Annotated in this window: 21 protein-coding genes; 8 read left to right on the top strand and 13 right to left on the bottom strand. The window is 73.9% G+C overall.

The features are described from left to right. The 4 genes from BKA22_RS07890 to BKA22_RS07875 form a co-directional block, all read right to left on the bottom strand. Positions 1–1,302, bottom strand: a complete 1,302-nt coding sequence (locus BKA22_RS07890; RefSeq protein WP_179561689.1) for a S8 family serine peptidase — start codon at positions 1,300–1,302, stop codon at positions 1–3. Then, positions 1,302–1,631, bottom strand: coding sequence for a hypothetical protein (locus tag BKA22_RS07885; RefSeq protein WP_146954897.1), 330 nt, complete (start codon positions 1,629–1,631; stop codon positions 1,302–1,304). The genes BKA22_RS07890 and BKA22_RS07885 overlap by 1 nt, the downstream gene beginning before the upstream one ends. A 134-nt stretch (positions 1,632–1,765) precedes the next feature. Further along, the gene (locus BKA22_RS07880) at positions 1,766–2,050 is read right to left on the bottom strand and encodes a WXG100 family type VII secretion target (protein WP_146954898.1); all 285 of its coding nucleotides are present in this window, start codon (positions 2,048–2,050) and stop codon (positions 1,766–1,768) included. 17 nt (positions 2,051–2,067) lie between these two features. Continuing rightward, positions 2,068–2,379 carry a WXG100 family type VII secretion target gene (locus BKA22_RS07875; RefSeq protein ID WP_146954899.1) on the bottom strand — a complete coding sequence of 104 codons (312 nt, stop codon included), beginning with the start codon at positions 2,377–2,379 and terminating at the stop codon, positions 2,068–2,070. Between the two features lie 258 nt (positions 2,380–2,637). On the opposite strand from BKA22_RS07875, the gene BKA22_RS07870 reads away from it, so the two are divergent. The 3 genes from BKA22_RS07870 to BKA22_RS07860 are packed head-to-tail and all read left to right on the top strand — an operon-like array spanning position 2,638 to position 4,708. Beyond that, on the top strand, positions 2,638–3,243 hold the full coding sequence (locus BKA22_RS07870; protein ID WP_146954567.1) for a TetR/AcrR family transcriptional regulator: 606 nt from the start codon (positions 2,638–2,640) through the stop codon (positions 3,241–3,243). Next, the gene (locus BKA22_RS07865) at positions 3,240–4,514 is read left to right on the top strand and encodes a methyltransferase domain-containing protein (RefSeq protein ID WP_146954568.1); all 1,275 of its coding nucleotides are present in this window, start codon (positions 3,240–3,242) and stop codon (positions 4,512–4,514) included. The genes BKA22_RS07870 and BKA22_RS07865 overlap by 4 nt, the downstream gene beginning before the upstream one ends. Further along, a complete protein-coding gene (locus tag BKA22_RS07860; protein ID WP_146954569.1) occupies positions 4,511–4,708 on the top strand; it encodes a hypothetical protein in 198 nt (65 codons plus the stop codon). The genes BKA22_RS07865 and BKA22_RS07860 overlap by 4 nt, the downstream gene beginning before the upstream one ends. Positions 4,709–4,780: 72 nt before the next feature. Here the strand turns inward: BKA22_RS07860 and BKA22_RS07855 are convergent, their stop codons facing one another. After that, entirely contained in the window at positions 4,781–5,089 is a 309-nt protein-coding gene (locus tag BKA22_RS07855; protein ID WP_146954570.1) for a hypothetical protein, read from the bottom strand. A 125-nt stretch (positions 5,090–5,214) separates the two neighbouring features. Between BKA22_RS07855 and BKA22_RS07850 the strand changes: the two genes are divergently transcribed. Continuing rightward, the gene (locus BKA22_RS07850) at positions 5,215–7,158 is read left to right on the top strand and encodes an NHL domain-containing thioredoxin family protein (protein ID WP_146954571.1); all 1,944 of its coding nucleotides are present in this window, start codon (positions 5,215–5,217) and stop codon (positions 7,156–7,158) included. 56 nt (positions 7,159–7,214) lie between these two features. Here BKA22_RS07850 and BKA22_RS07845 read toward each other — a convergent pair whose 3' ends face one another. Together BKA22_RS07845 and BKA22_RS07840 are read right to left on the bottom strand one after the other, a co-directional pair. Continuing rightward, positions 7,215–8,645 (bottom strand): GGDEF domain-containing protein, encoded by a 1,431-nt coding sequence (locus BKA22_RS07845; protein ID WP_146954572.1) that lies wholly within the window; start codon positions 8,643–8,645, stop codon positions 7,215–7,217. A gap of 150 nt (positions 8,646–8,795) precedes the next feature. Continuing rightward, a complete protein-coding gene (locus tag BKA22_RS07840) occupies positions 8,796–9,455 on the bottom strand; it encodes a biliverdin-producing heme oxygenase (RefSeq protein ID WP_146954573.1) in 660 nt (219 codons plus the stop codon). A 256-nt stretch (positions 9,456–9,711) separates the two neighbouring features. On the opposite strand from BKA22_RS07840, the gene BKA22_RS07835 reads away from it, so the two are divergent. From BKA22_RS07835 to BKA22_RS07820, 4 genes are all read left to right on the top strand, one after another. After that, positions 9,712–10,617, top strand: coding sequence for a DUF4397 domain-containing protein (locus BKA22_RS07835; protein ID WP_146954574.1), 906 nt, complete (start codon positions 9,712–9,714; stop codon positions 10,615–10,617). A gap of 63 nt (positions 10,618–10,680) precedes the next feature. Then, positions 10,681–11,433 carry a class F sortase gene (locus tag BKA22_RS07830; RefSeq protein ID WP_223203737.1) on the top strand — a complete coding sequence of 251 codons (753 nt, stop codon included), beginning with the start codon at positions 10,681–10,683 and terminating at the stop codon, positions 11,431–11,433. 57 nt (positions 11,434–11,490) lie between these two features. Further along, the gene (locus BKA22_RS07825; RefSeq protein WP_223203738.1) at positions 11,491–12,108 is read left to right on the top strand and encodes an RNA polymerase sigma factor; all 618 of its coding nucleotides are present in this window, start codon (positions 11,491–11,493) and stop codon (positions 12,106–12,108) included. Between the two features lie 7 nt (positions 12,109–12,115). Beyond that, positions 12,116–12,838 carry an anti-sigma factor gene (locus BKA22_RS07820; protein WP_223203739.1) on the top strand — a complete coding sequence of 241 codons (723 nt, stop codon included), beginning with the start codon at positions 12,116–12,118 and terminating at the stop codon, positions 12,836–12,838. A 2-nt stretch (positions 12,839–12,840) separates the two neighbouring features. On the opposite strand, the gene BKA22_RS07815 is transcribed toward BKA22_RS07820, so the two are convergent. The 6 genes from BKA22_RS07815 to BKA22_RS07790 form a co-directional block, all read right to left on the bottom strand. Next, the gene (locus BKA22_RS07815) at positions 12,841–13,089 is read right to left on the bottom strand and encodes a hypothetical protein (protein WP_146954576.1); all 249 of its coding nucleotides are present in this window, start codon (positions 13,087–13,089) and stop codon (positions 12,841–12,843) included. Next, positions 13,089–15,227, bottom strand: coding sequence for a S9 family peptidase (locus tag BKA22_RS07810; protein WP_146954577.1), 2,139 nt, complete (start codon positions 15,225–15,227; stop codon positions 13,089–13,091). The genes BKA22_RS07815 and BKA22_RS07810 overlap by 1 nt, the downstream gene beginning before the upstream one ends. Before the next feature lie 9 nt (positions 15,228–15,236). Beyond that, on the bottom strand, positions 15,237–15,533 hold the full coding sequence (locus BKA22_RS07805) for a hypothetical protein (RefSeq protein ID WP_146954578.1): 297 nt from the start codon (positions 15,531–15,533) through the stop codon (positions 15,237–15,239). After that, positions 15,527–15,733, bottom strand: coding sequence for a hypothetical protein (locus BKA22_RS07800; protein ID WP_146954579.1), 207 nt, complete (start codon positions 15,731–15,733; stop codon positions 15,527–15,529). The genes BKA22_RS07805 and BKA22_RS07800 overlap by 7 nt, the downstream gene beginning before the upstream one ends. A 414-nt stretch (positions 15,734–16,147) precedes the next feature. After that, positions 16,148–16,498, bottom strand: a complete 351-nt coding sequence (locus BKA22_RS07795; protein ID WP_146954580.1) for a RidA family protein — start codon at positions 16,496–16,498, stop codon at positions 16,148–16,150. A 76-nt stretch (positions 16,499–16,574) separates the two neighbouring features. Next, a complete protein-coding gene (locus BKA22_RS07790) occupies positions 16,575–18,635 on the bottom strand; it encodes a bifunctional copper resistance protein CopD/cytochrome c oxidase assembly protein (protein ID WP_146954581.1) in 2,061 nt (686 codons plus the stop codon). Positions 18,636–18,745 lie beyond the last annotated feature (110 nt).

The raw sequence follows: 18,745 nt of genomic DNA, 5'->3' as shown, positions 1-18,745 counted from the left end.
TCAGGCTCCCGTGCTGGGGTTGTCAACGGATGTCGGCAGGTCATGGGCAAGACGACGGCGTCGGGCGATCACCACGGCCGTCACGACCCCCGCAAGGACCACGGCCAGGAGGCCCACCCCGGCGACCAGCAGGCCGGCACCCCCACCACCCTCGGCCTCCGCAACCGGGCTCGAAGGTGCGTCCGCCGCCGACTCAGACTCCGTCGCCGACGGGCTCGGCACCGGCGCCGCCGCCTCACGCGCCGCGTCCACATCGGCCGAAGACGGAGAACCCTCCTCGCTCAGCAGCGGGTTCACGTCCGGGTACTGGGTCGGGTCGTTGGCCAGCATGTGACGCACGTTCACCGTCCCGTACCCCCACAGGTCCACCCACCCCAGCTCGTGATCCTCCGAGCCGGTGTTACGGATCAAGGACTGCAGGATCTGGTTCGCCGTCGCCTGCGGATACGCCGACCACACCAACGCCAACACCCCCGAGGTGTACGCCGTGGCACCCGAGGACCCCGACTCCACCGCATACACCGACCAGTCACCCTGCGGCGTCAACGCCCGGATGTCCTCACCCGGAGCAATCACATCGACATAGTCCGCACTGACCACCAGATCCGAGACCTGACCATCCGCCCGACCAGCCGCCACACCCACCACCCCGTTGTACGCAACCGGGTACACCGGCAAGCCAACACCACCAGTGTTCGGGGACGACGCCACCACGATCACCCCGTGCGCCAGGGCATACGCGATGTCGTCCGACGGGAGCGCTAGTTCCTGGAGATCGCTCGACTCCGACATGCTGATGATGTCGGCGCCGTCATCCACAGCCTGCCGCACGCGGGTGGTGCGCTCCGGGTCGGAGAAGCACGGGCCCTGGCCGGACATGTCACCGTAGAAGAGGAGTCTGACGCCCGGCGCAAGACCCTGCACCCCCCGCTGACCGTTCGCCCCCGCGCCGTTGCCGACGATCAGTGACGCCATCGACGTGCCGTGGAACGCGGCTTCGTCAGTGCTGGCGGCAGGCAGGGGATCACCACCCGCCTCGAGTGCGCAGTACCCCGGCTCTGTCACCGTCAGATCAGCGCCCTGCAGCTCGGGCGCCGCAGGGTTGATCGCCGAGTCGATCACCGCGACGGTGACACCCTCACCGGTGGTCGTCTGGTGGGCCTGCTCGATCCCCGTCGCCGTGTAGTACCACAGGCCCTCATCGGACAGGTCGTCAGCCGCCACAGCCGGACCGGCTGCGACCGTCAGCACCGAGAGGGACGTCGCGGTCAGCACCGCGACGCGCAGGGATCGACGTGCCATCAGTAACCCGAGCGCGCAGCCACCGCGGAGAGCGAGTCCGCCACAGCCTCGTCCTGCGCCGTCAGGTGGGCCGCCGTGCCCTCCAGCGCCTCGGCCTGGGCCTCGACGGTGTCGTGCATCGCGACCAGTCCCGACTGGAGCTGTGCCAGCGCGGTCCCCAGGGTCTTGAGATACGCACCGACGGGCGAGGCCGCCGACCACTGCGCGGCATCCTGCTCGCCCATCAGGTTCTCGAGCTCCTGCTGGGCGCGGGCGTAGAACTTGGCGTTCTCGCGCAGGCGCCGCACGCGCCTGTCGAGCACGTCCTGGTCGAGTCGAACCTCGCTCACAAGATCCCTTTCGATCGGGGAGAACCCACGGGTCGGTGGACGGTGGACGTGCCCGGACCGTGTGCCCGTGCACGAGAGGCCGCCCCACCCCCGTGGTGCGTGATCGCGACGCTATCGGGGGTGGGGCGGGTGGTTCACCAGCGGGCGGCGTTGGCCTTCTCGGTGGACTGGTAGTCCTCACCGGAGGACTGCACCGCGCGACCGATGTCGGAGAGCAGACCCTTCATGTCGCTCAGCGCCGCGGTCCACTTGGCCTTCGCAGCCTCGTAGGAGGAGGCAGCCTCACCCGACCAGTTCGCCCGCAACGGCGCCAACGACTGGTCCAGGTCACCCAGACGCGCCTCGATCTGGTTGGCACCACCAGCGATGTCCGAGGCAGCCGTGGCCAGCCCGGAGAAGTTGACCTTCAGATCACCCATCGTCATCTCTCCCTTGCTCAACCCAGCCGACCGGACAACCGCGAGAACGACGAGGACTGCGTGTCATCAGCAGCCGTGTACGTCGACTGCGAGGACAGCAGGTTCGCCTCGAACTCGTTGAGCGCCGCCACGATCTTCGAGGCGTCCTCACGCCAGCGCGTCATCAACGAGGTGAACGCGACCGCGCCCTGCCCCTGCCACTGCGCACCCAGACCCGACAGCTTGCCCTCCAACGAGGCCAGCTCACGCTGCAGGTCCGCACGACCCGCAGACACCGCATCCGCACCCGCCTTCAGCGCACCATCCGCCGCAGAAACCTCACCAGCCACGTCCACCCCCAGATCCGGGAAGCCCGGGAACGTCCCGGGCGCACCGCACGCTACCGGACCAGGTCCCGAAACGGACAACTCGGACACCTGTCCTCGTTCACGCAGGTCAGAGCGACCGCCCGTGCAAAACCCTCCTCACCGGCCGCGCTCGGCGAGGAGGACCCGAACGGGTCACGAGTCCGTCGCGCGGGGGTCGGCAGCCGATCGGACGCAGGATCCGGCGTCCGAGGATCTGACATCGCGTGCGATCATGTCAGGATGCCGAAGATCATCGGGGGGTCGCTCCACGAGCACCGCGAGCAGACGCGCCAGAAGCTGTACGCCGCGCTCTCCGCGCTCATGGCCGAGCGCGGGTTCGACGCCATCACCCTCGCCGAGATCGCCCAGGTCGCCGGCGTCGGCCGCACCGCGGTGTACAACCACTTCCCCGACAAGGAGTCGATGCTCCTCGGCTTCATCACCCACGAGACCGAGCAGTACGCCGCGACGCTGCAGCGCTCGCTCGACGACATCGAGGACCCGGTCGACCAGCTCAGCACCTACGTCCGCCAGCAGGCCCAGCTCAAGCGCGTCTACCACGTGGCCCCCGGGCCCGAGCTGCGCTCCGTGCTCTCCCGCGGCGCCCAGCAGCGCGTGCGCGAGCACGTCGTCATCGTCGAGATGATCCTGCGCCGCATCCTGGCCGCCGGGATCGCCTCGGGCGCGTTCCCCGAGCAGGATCTCGAGGTCACCGTCCCGCTGGTCAACGCGTGCCTGTCCGGCCGCGGCGTGCCCGACGACGGCGCCGACCGCGAGCGCGCCATCGAGCAGACCGAGGCGTTCGTGCTCCGCGCGGTCGGCGCAGCCGCGCCCGTCCCCGCGTGAACGGTCCGCGCCCGAGGCGCCACGGCGAGAGCCGACCGTCCCGCCAGCACGACCGCCAGACCGACCGCCGGCAGGACAGCCGCGAGGGCACGCGCCCCGCTCGGCCGGCGTCCGCCGGTCGGCCCGCGCCCGGCGACGACCGTCGGCCCCGGCGCGACACCCGCGACGCCCCGCACCGCCCCGGACCCCGACCGACCCGCGTCGAGCTGACGTTCCTGCCCGGGCTCGGCGACGTCCTGCAGGAGGAGATCGCCGCGACCCTGCGCCCCGAACGTCCGGCGCAGCCCGTCCGCGGGCGGGAGGACGCGCTGGTCGTCGAGCACCGCGGGCCGCTCACCGACGTCCTCACGCTACGCACCGCCGTCGCCGCGTTCGTGTCGCTGCACTTCGACGTGCCGCGCCCCCGATCGCTGACCTCGGGCGACCACCTGGGCCGCATCGTCGACGCGGTGTACGCCTCGCTACGCGCCCGTGGCTCGTCGACCTTCCGGTTCGAGGCCGCCGGGCGCGACTCCGTCGCCTTCGCCAAGCTCGCCGCGGCCCTCACCGAGGCGACCGGCCTGCGCCACGACGACACCGGCGGCGAGCTCGTGCTCAAGGTGCGCCGCGGCGCGGCGCGCAGCAGCGACGGCCGGAACCCCGGCGGCGGCCGGCCCGCGGCCGACGTCGACCCCGGCTGGGACGTGCTCGTCCGCATCGGACCGCGACCCCTGTCCGCGCGCACCTGGCGCGTGCGCGACTACCCGGGCGCGGCCAACGCGACGATCGCGGCCGCCATGTCCCGACTCGGCGGGATCCACGCCGAGGACCGGGTCCTCAACCTCATGAGCGGCTCGGGCACGCTGCTGATCGAACGCCTGCTCGCCGGGCCCGCCGCCCTGGCCGTGGGCGTCGACGTGGACCCCGACTCGACCGCCATGGCCACCGAGAATGCCGCCGCGGCCGGCCTCGCGCGACGTGCCACGTGGGTCACCGCCGACGTCCGCTCCCTGCCGCCCGAGCTCGACGGACCGTTCGACCTCGTGCTCGCCGACCCCCCGTGGGGCACGCTGCACGGCTCGCACTCCACGGCCGTCGAGGTGCACACCGGGCTGCTGCACGCCGCCTACGACCGCACCGCCCCCGGCAGCCGGCTCGTCGTGCTCACGCACGAGATCGCCGTGATGGAGAAGGTGCTGCGCGACCAGGCCGCGCGCTGGACCGTCCGCACCGAGCAGCGCGTGTTCGCCAAGGGTCACCACCCGCGCATCTACGTGCTGGACCGCACGTGAGCGGCACCGATGGCCCGGCCGGGTCGGCCGGGCCGGACGCCCCGCTGGCGCTGACCCGACCCTCCGGGCACGCACGACCGCCGTGGCGCGAGACGGCCGGCAGCGGGACGGTGCTCGCGTTCGTCGTCCTGGCGGTCGCGCTCACCGGTGCGGGCCTGTGGATCTGCGTGCGCTGCGTCAGCGCCGCGCTCTGACCGTCCGGCGCGTCGCCCCTCGAAGGACGTCCGGCTCGCGGTCCGAGGGCCGCGGACCACGCCGACCAGACGTCACAGGATGCTCGAGATCGTCACGACCCCGGCGGTCGCGAAGAAGCAGACGGTGATCGCCGCGAGCAGGCCGCCGTAGAAGCGCCAGTCGTGCCGCACGTCCTGCTCCGCCCGGTGCACCCGGTCGGGTGCCGGCAGCGGGCGGGCGAGCCAGGCTGCGGCGTGCTGCTGCGAGCAGAACCCGCGGCGCCAGTGCAGCTCCTTGGGGCCCACGTCGCTCTCCAGGTCGAGCGAGCACCATCCGGGCGGGTGCACCGACATGCGTGTGCCGCAGTAGGTGCACTCGAGGTGGCCGTCGTCGCCCGCCATGGGCCCAGCGTGCACCGCGGTCGCGGCGTGCGCACGAGCACACGCGTCCTCGACGCGGAGATCACCCGCTCGCCCCGGGCCGGAGCGCGCCACCCGCACGCGTGCGGGTCGTGTTGACTTGGCCCGTGAACCCCAGCAGCGTCCGTCTTCCCAAGGTCCGCGCGTCCGAGCTCGTCGGGCGCGGCTGGTTGAACACCGGCGGCAAGGACGTGAGCCTGGCCGACCTGCGCGGCAAGATGGTGATCCTCGACTTCTGGACGTTCTGCTGCGTCAACTGCCTGCACGTGCTCGACGAGCTGCGCGAGCTCGAGGCGGCCCACCGTGACGTGCTCGTGGTCGTCGGGGTGCACTCCCCCAAGTTCGTCCACGAGGCCGACCCGGTGGCGCTGGCCGCGGCGGTCGAGCGGTACGAGGTGCACCACCCGGTGCTGGACGACCCCGAGCTGGTGACCTGGTCGGCGTACACCGCGCGGGCATGGCCCACGCTCGTCGTGATCGACCCCGAGGGGTACGTCGTGGCGCAGATGGCCGGCGAGGGGCACCGGCACAACGTCGAGGTCCTCGTGCGGGACCTCGTCGCGGAGCACGAGGCGAAGGGCACGCTGCACCGCGGCGACGGCCCGTACGTGCCTCCGGAGCCGGTCGCGTCGACCCTGCGCTTCCCGGCGAAGGCGGTGGCGCTGCCCGACGGGCACCTGCTCGTCGCGGACGCCGGCCACCACCGCGTGGTCGAGCTGGCGGCGGACGGTGAGACGCTGCTGCGGGCGTTCGGCTCGGGCGCGCGCGGGTCCGTGGACGGCGGCCCGGACGAGGCGCGGTTCAGCGAGCCGAACGGTCTGTGCCTGGTGCCGGACGAGGCACGCGAGCGGCTCGGCTACGACGTGCTGGTGGCCGACACGGTGAACCACGCGCTGCGCGGGATCCGGCTGTCCGACGGTCAGGTCACGACCGTCGCGGGCACGGGCGAGCAGTTCATGGTGGGTGCGGCCGACAACGTGCGGTCGGCAGCAGGTGGTCCGCCCGTGCAGGCCGACGTCCGGGTGGGCTTCACCGCGCCGGCGCGCGACGTGCGGCTCTCCTCGCCGTGGGACGTCGCCTGGTCGGCCGGGCTCGGCGCGTTCGTGGTGGCCATGGCCGGTCACCACACGCTGTGGACGTTCGACGGCGAGCACGGGACGGTCACCCACCTGGCCGGGACGATGAACGAGGGTCTGGTCGACGGGGACCCGGCGCAGGCCTGGTTCGCCCAGCCGTCCGGCCTGGCGGTCGCACCCGACGGGCAGGTGTGGATCGCCGACTCCGAGACCTCGGCCCTGCGCCGGCTCGACCCCGCTGACCGGCACCTGCACGCGGCGGTCGGCACGGGCCTGTTCGACTTCGGTCACCGCGACGGCACGGCTGACCAGGCCCTGTTCCAGCACCCGTTGGGCGTCGCGGCGCTGCCGGACGGCTCGGTGCTCGTCGCCGACACCTACAACGGGGCGGTCCGCCGGTACGTCCCGCCCGCACCGGGCTCGCCCACCGGCACGCCCGGCGAGGTGAGCACGGTCGCGACCGGGCTGGCCGAGCCGTCGGGCCTGGTCGTGCTGACCGGGTCGGGCGGCGACGGCCTCGTCGTCCTCGTCGTGGAGTCCGCGGCGCACCGGCTGACGCGCCTGGCCCTGCCGGCCGGCCTGGTCGGCGAGGTGCTCGACGCGGGCGCGCACCGCACGAAGCGGCCCGTGACCGACATCGCCGCGGGCGAGCTGCGCCTGGACGTGGTGTTCACCCCGGCCGCCGGGCAGAAGTACGACGACCGGTACGGGCCCTCGACCCGCCTGCAGGTCTCCTCGACGCCGCCCGAGCTGCTGCTCGACGGCGCCGGGGACGCCGTGCCGCTGACCCGCACGCTGCGCATCAACCCGGAGGTCGCCGAGGGCGTGCTGCACGTGACCGCGCACGCGGCCAGCTGCGACGCGGACCCGGCGATCGAGTACCCGGCGTGCCACCTCAACGCGCAGGACTGGGGCGTGCCGGTCCGGGTCGTGCCCGACGCACCGACGACCCTGACGCTGCCGCTGCACGGCTGACCGTCGCGGGCCCGGCCCGGCCCGGCTCGGCGAGGTCCGGCACGGCCGCTGCGCCGTCAGGAGGCGCCGATCACCGCCACCGCAGCCAGCGCCTGCAGGGCGGTCGTGACGACCTCGCCCTGCGCGGCCGTGGACGAGGCACCGACCTCGAGCACCCACCGCTCGTGCGCGACGGTCAGCACCGCCGAGTCCTGGCCGGGCTCGGTGGGGCTGCCCCCGCGCGCGACGGCCGAGGCCTGGTCGTCGAACGCGGCATCCGGACGCCGCATGAGGACCGCCCAGGCGGAACCGCCGAGCGTCTGGGTCGCCACGGCGGCCAGGGCGCACAGGCGCGGCACCGCGGACGGCTGCGCGGCGGCGATCGCGTTGGCCCCCGAGACGAGCACGCGCTCGGCCGTGACGGCGGGGTCGGCGCCGGCCGGCGCGAGGTTGGCCCGCGCGCGGGCACGGGCCCGCTTCGCGCGGTACTGGGCGGCGTCGGCCCGGCGGAACAGGTGCCGTGCGGAGACCGCGCCGGTCACCGCGGTGGAGGAGATGCCGTAGGAGATCGCTGCGCCGTGCGGCAGCGGGAACGCCGACACGATCGCGTGCATGGTCTCGGCCACGTCCGCCCGCGTGTGCTTGACGGTCACGAGGCTGAACTCGTCGCCACCGATGCGTGCGGCCGTGGTGCCCGGCAGCGCGTCGGCGACCCGGCGGATGACGTCGGCCACCGAACGCAGCAGGTCGTCGCCGACGTCGTGACCGAGCTCGTCGTTGACGCGCTTGAGGCCGTCGACGTCGCACATGACGATGCAGGTCTCGAACCCGGACTCGAGCGCGGCGTCGGCGGCGTCGTCGGCGATGCGCCGGTTCGCCAGCCCGGTGAGCGGGTCGTCGGCGACGAGGTGGCGGATCTGCTCGCCCAGGTCGACGCGGGCGATGGCACCCGAGACGAGCGCGGCGGCGACCTCCGCGCGGGCGACGTCCTCCTCGTCGAACGGCGGCAGGTCCGGACCGCGCAGCGCCGACAGCTGGCCCCACACGGTGCCGTTCACCACGAGCGGTGTGCCGAGCGAGGACGTCAGCCCGAGGTCGCGCAGCGTCGCGACCTCGACCGGGTCGCCGAGCGAGGGGTCGTCACGCCTCGCGGGGGTGCCGTCGGGGTGGGCGACGTGCGCCGTCCAGCTCTCCCGGTGACGCAGCAGGCGCCGCATCGCCGGCCGCTCGTCGGCGCGCAGCGAGCGGCGGGTGAGCCACAGCGAGCGCGCGTCGGTCGCCTCGGGCTCGGTGGCGAGGGTGCGGCAGGTGTCCTGCTCGATGCGGCCGATCGAGGCGCGTGCCGCGGGCAGCAGGGCGACGGACTGGACGACCGCGACCTCGACGACGTCCTCGAGCGTGCGGCACTCGTCGAGGCGGTGCGCGAGCAGAGCGAAGGCGGACGCGCCGAGGGGTCTCGCCGCGGGGACGTCGTCCTCGGGGGAGTCGTCGGGTCCGGTCGTCGACACCTGCACATCATCGACCCTCAGGGGCCTCCGGGACGACCTCGAGCGAGGGTGAGGACCGGACTTCACCAGGTCAGAGCGCGTTCCGGCGTCCGGTTCGCACCGGTACGCCCGACCCTCGGGGCGCCAACGAAGGGTGGGGCGGCTTCCCGCTCAGCCACCCGCCGGGTGCTGCAGGCCGAGGTCGGCGAACATCGCCCGGTTGAGCTCGAAGGCGAGCCGCGCCTCCTCGACGACGACGGTGCGGGTGCCCGCGTCGAACGGGAGGGCGTCGAGACGCTCGCGGTAGACGTCCTTGAACGGCTTGAGCCGGTGGATCTGCGGGAAGTCGTAGAACGCGACGCCGTCGTCCTCGAACCCGTAGTGCCGCTGCATCATGCGGCGCAGGATCTGCCCGCCGGAGAGGTCGCCGAGGTACCGGGTGTAGGCGTGCGCGGCGTAGTGCGGCACGGAGTCGTCGATCTCGTCGAGGCGCGCGACGTAGGCGACGGTCGCCGGCAGGGGCGTGACGTGGTCGGCCCAGTCCTGGCCGAGCAGGTACGCCAGGTCCTGCTCGATCGCGGGGACGCGGGTGAGCTCGGGGAAGACGAGGGTCGAGCCGAGCAGGTCCCCCACGACGCGGTCGCTCACGGCTTCGAGCGCGCGGTAGACCGACAGCTGCTGGACCGCGAGCGCGGTGTAGGCGGACCGGTCGAGGTGCCCGGCGACGAGGGCCTCCATGAACGGCATGCGCTCGGCGGCGCCGTGCTGCTCGCGGGTGCCGGCGCGGAGAGCGGCCGACAGGGGTTCGTCGGCGGCGCTGGGTGTGCTCATCCGGGGGTTCCTCCGTCGCACCGCCTGACGACGGCTCATGGGGTGTGTCGTCAGAAAGGTGGAACTGACGCGCTGTCAGCAAAGCATAGCGGGGCAACTAAGGCTTGCCTATCCTCGGGGTCGCACTCGCCGCCGCGACCGAACGGCAGGGTCCGGCCGATCCGAGACGGTTTCGTGCATCCGGAACGACCCTCGTGGCGGAAGTAGGGGTGTCAGGACACGCAGCCCGCTCGACGGGCCCGCTCAGGAGGACACCATGCGCACTCGCCCGATCGCCGGCACCGCCGCCGGCCTGCTCGCCCTCGCGGGCCTCGCCCTCGCCGCCACCCCCGCCTCCGCGGCCACCTCCACCGCCCGGCTGTCCGTGCTGCACGCCGTGCCCGGCCTGGTCGTCGACGTCTGGGTGAACGGCGAACGCACGCTCGACGACTTCGACCCCGGCGAGCTCGCCGGTCCGCTCGACCTGGCGGCCGGCACCTACACCGTCGCGATCACCGCGTCCGACGCCGCCGATGCCGGCTCCCCCGCGATCGGCCCCGTCGACCTCACGCTCGCCGCCGGCACCAGCTACACGGCCGTCGCGCACCTCGACGCCGCCGGCACCCCGACCGCCACCCTCTTCACCGACGACACCTCGGCCACCGCCGCCGGGCAGGGCCGGCTGACCGTCCGCCACGTCGCCGCCGCACCGGCCGTGGACGTCCTCGCCGGGGGCACCGCCGTCATCACCGGACTGGCCAACCCGGGCGAGAAGGTCCTCGACCTGCCCGCCGGCACCGTCTCCGCCAGCGTCGTCGCGGCCGGCACCACCACGCCGGCACTCCTCGGCCCGGCCGACGTCCCGGTTCGCGAGGGCGTGAGCACCATCGTCTACGCCTGGGGCGACCCCGCGGCCACCCCGTCGACCCTCGCCCTGGCGACCCAGACGATCGAGGGCCTGCACTCCTCGCCCACGGGCATCGATGCCGGCCAGGTCGGCCTCGCCGCCGACCAGGGACTCGGGCAGGGCCTCGGGCAGGGCGCGGACGAGGGCGCGTGGCAGGGAATGAGCCAGGGCAGCCTGCTGGGGGTAGCCGCCCTCATCGGGCTCGCCGTCGCCGGCGCCGGCGGGTACGCCCTCGCCCGTCGCCGCCAGGCGACCATGCCGAGCGGGCAGCGCTGACCGGGCACCCCCCGGCACGGATCGACGCACCCGCCCGGCACGCCGCGACCCGGGGAGGCCATCGTGAACGGTGAGCGTCCCCGGGCCGCGGCCCGCCTGCTGCACCCGAGCCTGCTGGTCCCGGCCTTGCTGGTCCCGACGCTTCTGGGTTCCGCCCTGCTCGTCGGCTGCACCCCCGGCCCGCAGCACGACGCGCGCACCACGTCCGCAGGACCGACCGCGCCGGGCCCGCTGTCCGGACCGAGCCCGGCCGGGTCCACGAGCCCCGCACCGACGACGACCACGAGTGCCACGACCCTCCCCCAAGCTGACGTGCCGGTCCGACGCAGCGACCTCGGCTCCCTGACCGCCGAACCGGAGCCCGCCGCACCGGCCCGGCTGCAGGTCCCCGAGCTCGGCCTCGACATGCCGGTCGACCCGGTCGGGGTGCTGACCGACGGCACCATGCAGGTCCCCCAGGACGCGGACCGTGCCGGCTGGTACCGGTACGGGGCCGCACCGGACTCACCCGCCGGCAGCACGCTGCTGGCCGCCCACGTCGACTCCACGACCACCGGCATCGGACCGTTCGCCCGCCTGCGGGAGGCGACCGTGGGCACCGCGGTGCAGCTGACGACGAGCGACGGCCGGACCCACGCGTACCGGGTCGTGCGGCTCGAGCAGATCGGCAAGGACGGGGCGCCCCTGGAGCAGTGGTTCGCCCGCGACGGTCGGCCCCTGCTCGTCCTCGTCACCTGTGGCGGGGCGTTCCGGCGGGACATCGGGCACTATACGGACAACGTCGTCGTCACCGCCGAGCCCGTCGGATCGGGGTGACGGGCCGTGCTGCGAGCCACCGTCGTCCTGCGGCGGGCCACCGGTGAGGAGGCGAGCGTGAGCCCACCTCTCCTCGCGCGCGGCGGCGACGAGGGTCGCGAACCGGACCGCGACGGCGACGGTGTGGAGGAGCTCGGCGCGGCGTTCGCGGCCGGCGACGAGGCAGCCGTCGCCGAGGCGTACCGCCGGTGGGGAGCGCTCGTGCACACCGTCGCGCTGCGCTCGCTGGGGTCGAGGTCCGACGCCGAGGACGTCACGCAGCAGGTCTTCACGGACGCCTGGCGCTCACGGCACCGGTTCGACCCCACGCGATCCCGGCTGCCCGCCTGGTTGCTCGGCATCACCCGGCACGCCGTCGCCGACGCGCACGAGCGGCGCACCCGTGAGCGCCGCACGCAGCAGGCCGCCACGCTCGACGCGCCGCCCGGGCCGGACACGTCCACGCCCGGCGGCGCGGTGGACGATCGTGTGGTGGAGCAGGTGGTGGTGACCGACGAGCTCGACCGGCTCGGCGACCCGCAGCGCACGATCCTGCGCCTGGCGTTCTACGAGGACCTCACGCACGACCAGATCGCCGCCCGGCTCGGGCTGCCGCTCGGCACCGTGAAGAGCCACGTGCGGCGCAGCCTCGCCCGGCTGCGGACCCGATGGGAGGTGGACGGTGCCGTTCGATGAGTCGCACGTGGACGAGGAGACCTTGGCGCTGCTCGCCCTCGGCGAGCCCGCCGGCACGCAGACCGAGCGCGCGCACGTCGCCTCCTGCCCGCGGTGCACGCAGGAGCTCGACGGGCTGCGCGAGGTCGTCGGCCTGGCGCGCGACGCCGGGCCGGACGTCCTCGTGGCACCTCCTGACGTGGTGTGGGAGCGGATCACCGACGAGCTCGGCCTGACCCGCACCGGCGAGCGCACGACCGACGAGCCCGCGCCGCCGGTCGCCTCGCTGGACGCGCGACGGCGCAGGCCCACCGGCGGGGGCCGCCCGTGGGCCTGGGTCGCCGGGGCCGCCGCGGCCGGTGTGCTGATCGGAGGCACCGGCGCGTGGGTGGTGCTCCGCGGCGAGGACGCACCGACGGTCATCGCCACCGCGACCCTCGAGCCGTTGCCCGGGTGGGACGCGAGCGGTACCGCGGAGGTCGAGACGACCTCGGACGGCGCGCGCGTGCTCGTCGTCGACCTCGGCGACACCGAGCCGTCCGCCGACGGGTTCCGTGAGGTGTGGCTGCTCACGCCTGACGTCAGCGGCCTGATCAGCGTCGGGACCCTGGAGGGCACGTCCGGTCGGTTCGACCTGCCGGACGGGCTCGACCTCGCCGAGTTCTCCGTGGTGGACGTCTCCGAAGAACGGTTCGACGGCGACCCGGCGCACTCGGGCGACTCGATCGTGCGCGGCCCGCTGGGCGTGTGACCTCAGGCGGTCCCGTCCTCCTCCAGCCACGCCGCCGCGGACCACAGCCGGTCGAGCCGGATCGTCATCGCGACGCTCCGGCCGTCGAGCAGCACGTCGTACGACTGGTAGGGCGTGCCGCCCGTCACGGCGTCGTCCGTGGAGCGCAGCCCGCCGTTCAGCCGCCGTGCCACCTGCCCCACGAACGACTCGTCGACCGCGCCGGCCAGCTCGTACGTCACCCCGTTGAGGTGCACGAACCCGCGCGCCATCAGCCGAGCACCTCCGGGTAGGCGACGTCGTCGCGGCCGAGCACGTGCCGGGCCAGGAACGCCTGCACGGTCAGGTACCAGACCTTCGCGTGCTGCGGCGTGAGCACCCAGTGGTTCTCGTCCGGGAAGTACAGGAACCGGTGGTCGGTGCGACCCTCGTCGTCGGCCGGCAGGCCCGAGCGGGAGACGAGCTCGTACCAGAGCCGCAGGCCCTCGCCGATCGGCACCCGGTAGTCCTTGTCGCCGTGCACCACGAGCATCGGCGTGACGATGTCCTCGACGAACATGTGCGGGGAGTTGGCCAGCGCCATCTCCTCGGTCATCTCCCGGCCCCAGTAGTACGCGGCGTCGGTGGTCGGCCCGAACTGGTCGAGGGCCCACAGGCTCGCGTGCGTGACGATCGCGCGGAACCGGTCGGTGTGCCCGGCGACCCAGTTGGCCATGTACCCGCCGAACGAGCCGCCCATCGCGGCCGTGCGGGTCTCGTCGACGTCGGCCCGGGCCTGCGCCACGTCGGTGATGGCCATGAGGTCCGTGAACGGCGCGTCACCCCAGGCACCCCAGCCGCGCTGGATGAACTCCTGCCCGTACCCGGTCGACAGCGCCGGGTCCGGAAGCAGCACCGCGTAGCCCTGCGCGACCAGCAGCCACGGGTTCCACCGCCACGACCAGGCGTTCCACGAGCCGAGCGGTCCGCCGTGGATCCACAGCAGCAGCGGCGCGGGCGCGTCCGGACCGGCACCCTCGGGCACCGCGAGCCACGCGCGGACCCGCGAGCCGTCGGCGACCGTCGTCTCGACCTCCTCCAGGCGGCCCGGCAGGGCGGGCAGCGGGGCGGGCGCCCGCAGCGCGACGGCGCTCACCGGGATCCCTGTGGCGAGCGCGGCGGCCAGGTCGATCCGCACGGGGTGCGCAGGCGCGGTGTACGAGGCGCGCAGCGCGTAGGCCGTCGACCCGTCGGGGCTGACGACGACGTCGGTGAACAGCGCGTCGTCCGCCGTGACCCGGGCCACGGCACCGGTGGCGATGTCGACGCGGAACAGCGGGCCGCGCCCGTCGTCGTCGGCCTGCACGAGCAGCGCGGCGGAGTCGGGCAGCCACACGATGCTCCCCGGCCAGCGGTCCCAGTCGGCGCCGAGCCGACGCGCCCCGCTGCCGTCGAGGCCGACGACCCACAGCTCGACGCGCGGTGCCTCGTGCGGCGTCGAGATCGTCTCGCGCCCGTACGCGACGAGCGTGCCGTCGGGCGAGACGGCCGGTCCCCACAGGCCGGCGTCCGGGTCGTCGACGAGCACCCGGCGCCCCCCCGACGCCACGTCGATCGCCTCGAGGCGGGCACGCTCGGCACCCCTGGCCTGCGGAAGCGTCCAGCCGGTCACCACGGTGCGTCCGTCGGGCGTCAGGTCCGCATGCTGCTCGAACAGCGCCGACCCCGGCTCCGGTGTCACGTCCGTGAGCTCGACGCGCGGCTCGGGCGACCCCGCGACCGGCTCGTGCGCGACGACCGAGGTGAGGTCCGCGGCCAGCAGGTGCGGCTGCGCCGGGCCGAGGTCGTGGTCCCAGAACCGCACCGGGTACGCGTCGTGCAGGATCGCGGCGACCTTGCTGTCCTTGCGCAGCTTGAGCAGCCGCTCGTCGTCCGCGAGGTCCTTGGCGTGCCGGTGCACGTCCGACCCGAGCAGCACGGTCGGCACGTCGCGCGCGACCGCCGCGATGCCCAGCCCGCCGTTGCGCCGGGCGACCACCCGCGCCTCGGAGCCGTCGACGGGCAGCCGCCACACCGTCGGGACGTCCGCCTCCTCACCGTCCTTCGCCTCCGGGTCCGGACGACCCGAGGTGAACAGCAGGTCACCGGTCGAGGTGAACGCGGCACCGGACTCGCCCTTGACCGACCGGGTCAGCCGCCGTGCGGCACGCTCCCCCGCCGGGTCGACCTCCCAGAGGGCCGAACGGTAGGCCGTGGCCTTCTCGTCGAGCGTGGAGACGACGGTCACCAGGCGGGTGCCGTCGGGCGACAGGCGCAGGCCGGACAGGCGCGGCAGAGCGAGGTACGCGTCGAGCGAGGCGAACGGGGTGGTCGGCTCGGTGCCGGCGGAGGTCGGGGTGTCGGACGGCGGGGTGGCAGGCGCATCGGTCACCGGTCCGTCCTACCACCTCCCGGCGCCCAGGTGCGCCACGATCGAGCCGAGCGTGAGCAGGAGGATGACCGCGCCGCCCACCGCCGCGCTCCGGCGCGCCCGCGTGCGGCCCGGCCCGGGATCGCCGACCAGCGTCGGGCCCCAGAGGAACGTCACGACCGCGGCCAGAAGCAGTACGCACATCGCGGCAGGGATCCAGTACCCGCCGACGAGGTTGAGCACCAGTGCGACCAGAGCGATCACGCCGACCGCGACGGCCTTGGTGCTGCTCGGGCCAGAAGCGGCGGGCTCCTCGCCGCTCAGCACTCGAACCGCCCGGACACGTGCGCGTCCGCCGAGATCCCGGTGGTCGTGCCGTCGGACTCCGTCGCCGTGACGACCCCGGACAGCTCGTCCACGGTGAAGCCGCTCTCGTCTGCGTCGAACGACCCGTCGGAGACGAAGGTCATCCCGTCGCCGATCGCAACCGAGAGCGTCCACTTCTCCGGCGAACCGTGGACCGGCATGGCCGTGATGACGGCATCGCCACTCGGAGCCCGCAGCAGCGACGTCCCCGCGAGGACGGTGCACCGCGGTTCCTCGACCGGGACAGTGACACTCTGACTCGATCCGTCCGCAGCCGCGTAGGTCACGACCAGTTCACCACCCCCCTGTGAACCGCAGCCGGAGAGCACGAGCCCACCGCTGAGGACCAGGAGCGTCCCGACCGCACCGACCAGGCGGTCACCCATCCTGGCTGCCCGACAGGCCGTCCAGCTGCGTCGCCATCGGGCGCAGACCCGACGTGTCGACGTGCAGGGCCACCTAGCCTCCTTGATTTGGGGTCCCCAATCGGACCACCCGCGCGTAGGTTACGCCAGGCCGCGGAGCCGCTCGTCGCACAGCCCGTGGGTGGCGCGAACCCCTACGGCCGGGGTCTCTCAGCCGCCGCGGTAGGCCGTGCCCTCGATCATCACCCGGCAGTCGTCGTCGATGAACTGGGTGGTGGCGGTCATCCTCGCGGGGTAGCCGTCGGGCGGGAAACGCCCGACGAACCCCTGCTCCATGGCGGGCAGGTCGGCGATGTCCCGCAGCCAGACGTGCACCTTGACCAGGTCGTGCAGGTGCAGCCCGTAGGGCTCGAGCGTGTCCCCGATCCCGTCGAGCGCGCCCGCGAGCTGCGTGGCGAAGTCGTCCCCGAACCCGCGGTGCAGGCCGAGGAAGACGAGGCCGCCGGCGGCGACCGCCGACGAGTAGCTGTACGGCGTCGACGTCCGGGTGACGGCTGACATGCGCGGTCCTTCCGATCGGTCGTCCGGCAGGTCCGGACGCCGGCACGCTATGCCCGACCACCGACGTCCGGCCGGATCAGCTCCGGTCGTCCTGCTCGGCCATGCGGGCAAGCATCGCGTTGTACTCGTCCATCTCGACGTCCCCGTCCCGGTCGACCTTGCGGTCGCGCCGCCGGGCCGTGCGCTCGTCCTCACGCGACCAGGCGAAGGCCACGCCGATGGCCAGCGCGAGGGTCGGCAGCTCGCCGATGCCCCAGGTGATGGCGCCGCCGGTGTGCTGGTCGTCGATCGCCGAGGCGCCCCACGGGCGGCCCATCAGACCGAACCAGTCGGCCACCAGCAGCGCCTCGCCGCCGACCAGCGCGACGCCGAAGAACGCGTGGAACGCCATGGTCGCGAACAGCAGCAGCAGGCGTTGCGGGTACCCGAGGCGCGTGGGGCCGGGGTCGATGCCGACGAGGGCGTTCGCGAACAGGTACCCGGCGGCCGAGAAGTGCACGATCATCGCCAGGTGCCCGACGGGGCTGCGCAGCGACCACTCGAAGAAGTCGGTGTAGTAGAAGAGGACCATCGACCCGGCGAAGTTGACCGCCGCGACGAGCGGGTGCGCGAGGAACGCCCCGACGTGGCTGTGCACGATCGTGAGGATCCACTCGCGGGGCCCGCGTGAGACGTCCCCGCGCAGGCGGGTCGACCGCACCGGCAGGGCCCGCAGCGCGAGCGTGACGGGTGCGGACAGCGCGATGAAGATCGGCACGACCATCGCGAGCACCATGTGCTGCACCATGTGTGCGCTGAACAGCACATGCCCGTACAGCGCCGGCCCGCCGGACGTCGTCCAGAAGAAGACGGCCAGCCCGGTCAGCGCCGAGGCGGTCCGCAGCCAGGGCCACGTGTCGCCGCGGCGGCGCAGCCGGCGCACCCAGCGGACGTAGACGACCATGCCGGCGACGGCCGCCGAAGCCATCAGCAGGTCCCACTTCCATTCCGTGAACCAGCGCAGGAACGTCGGCTCGGGCGGCAGCGGGTGGCCGGTGATCTGGTAAGCGGGGCTCTGGTCGAGCGGGACGTCGTCGGGCACGGGCGGCGCGGTCGAGCCGAGGGCCACGGCGACACCGGACACGGCTCCCATGACGGCCAGCTCGACCAGCACGAGCCGCCAGAACAGCGCCCCGCCGGCGCGACGCACGGCCGCTCCCGCGGCACCCGTCGCCGCCCCGCCGGCCAGGCGCGGCACGACGGCACGCCGGTGCCACAGCCCGAGCAGGCCGAGGACCCCGAACAGCGCGACCTTCGTGAGCAGCAGCACGCCGTACCGGGTCGTCAGGCCGTCCCAGCCGCCCAGGCGCAGCACGCCGTTGACGACGCCGGAGACGCCGACGCCGACGAAGCACCACCCGGCGATGACGGAGTACCGCGCGACCGACGCCGACAGGTCCGTGCCGAGCCGGCCGACGAGCAGCGCGAGCGCGGCGAGCGCACCGACCCAGATCGCCACGGACACCAGGTGCAGCACCATCGACGACGTCGCGAGGTCGTGCCCCGCGGCCCCGGCGGCGTGGCCCGTCTGGCCCTGCTGCCACAGTGCGACGAGCACGAGTGCCGCGGTCCACGCGGCACCGGTCGGCGTCGCGACGACGAACGCCAGGGTGGTCGCGACCGCGGCGGCGGCGGTGATCGCCAGCAGCGTGCGACCCAGCTCGACCTGCGTGACGAACAGGCCGAGCTCGTCGCCGAACGTCGGGGAGTCGAGCGGCCGACCTGCGACCGAGGCGTAGGTGAGCACGAGGTGCAGGACGGACAGGAGCGTCCAGGCGATCCCGGCGGCGCCGGCCAGGACGGCCGCGCGCGGGTAGGCGCCCCCGTCGGCGACGGGACCGGGGCCGCGCGGTGCCGTCCCGGTGCGGCGCGGGAGCACGCAGACGGCCAGCACGAGCGCGCCGAGGGTCAGCGCCCCGGCGAGCTCGGTCAGCGTGGCGGACACCGGCAGGCCCCAGCGCACGAACGCTCCGGGGTCGCGCAGCAGGCTGGGCAGGGCGGCCCCGGTGAACCGGACACCGACGAGCACCGCGGCCACGGCCGTCACCGCGAGGACGACCACGCGCCACGGCGCGACGGCGCGCGCGTCGGTCTCCATCCCGCCAGCGTAGGTCGCCGGAGCGGGTCGGCGACGCACCGCACTCAGCGAATTCCCAGGTGATAGGCAGGCTGCTGCCAGGACGCGCAAGGGACCAAGGTCTAGCGTCT

Origin of the sequence: Cellulomonas soli, from assembly GCF_013409305.1 — a bacterium.
GTDB lineage: Bacteria > Actinomycetota > Actinomycetes > Actinomycetales > Cellulomonadaceae > Cellulomonas > Cellulomonas soli.
This window is presented reverse-complemented; position numbering and strand designations above follow the sequence as displayed.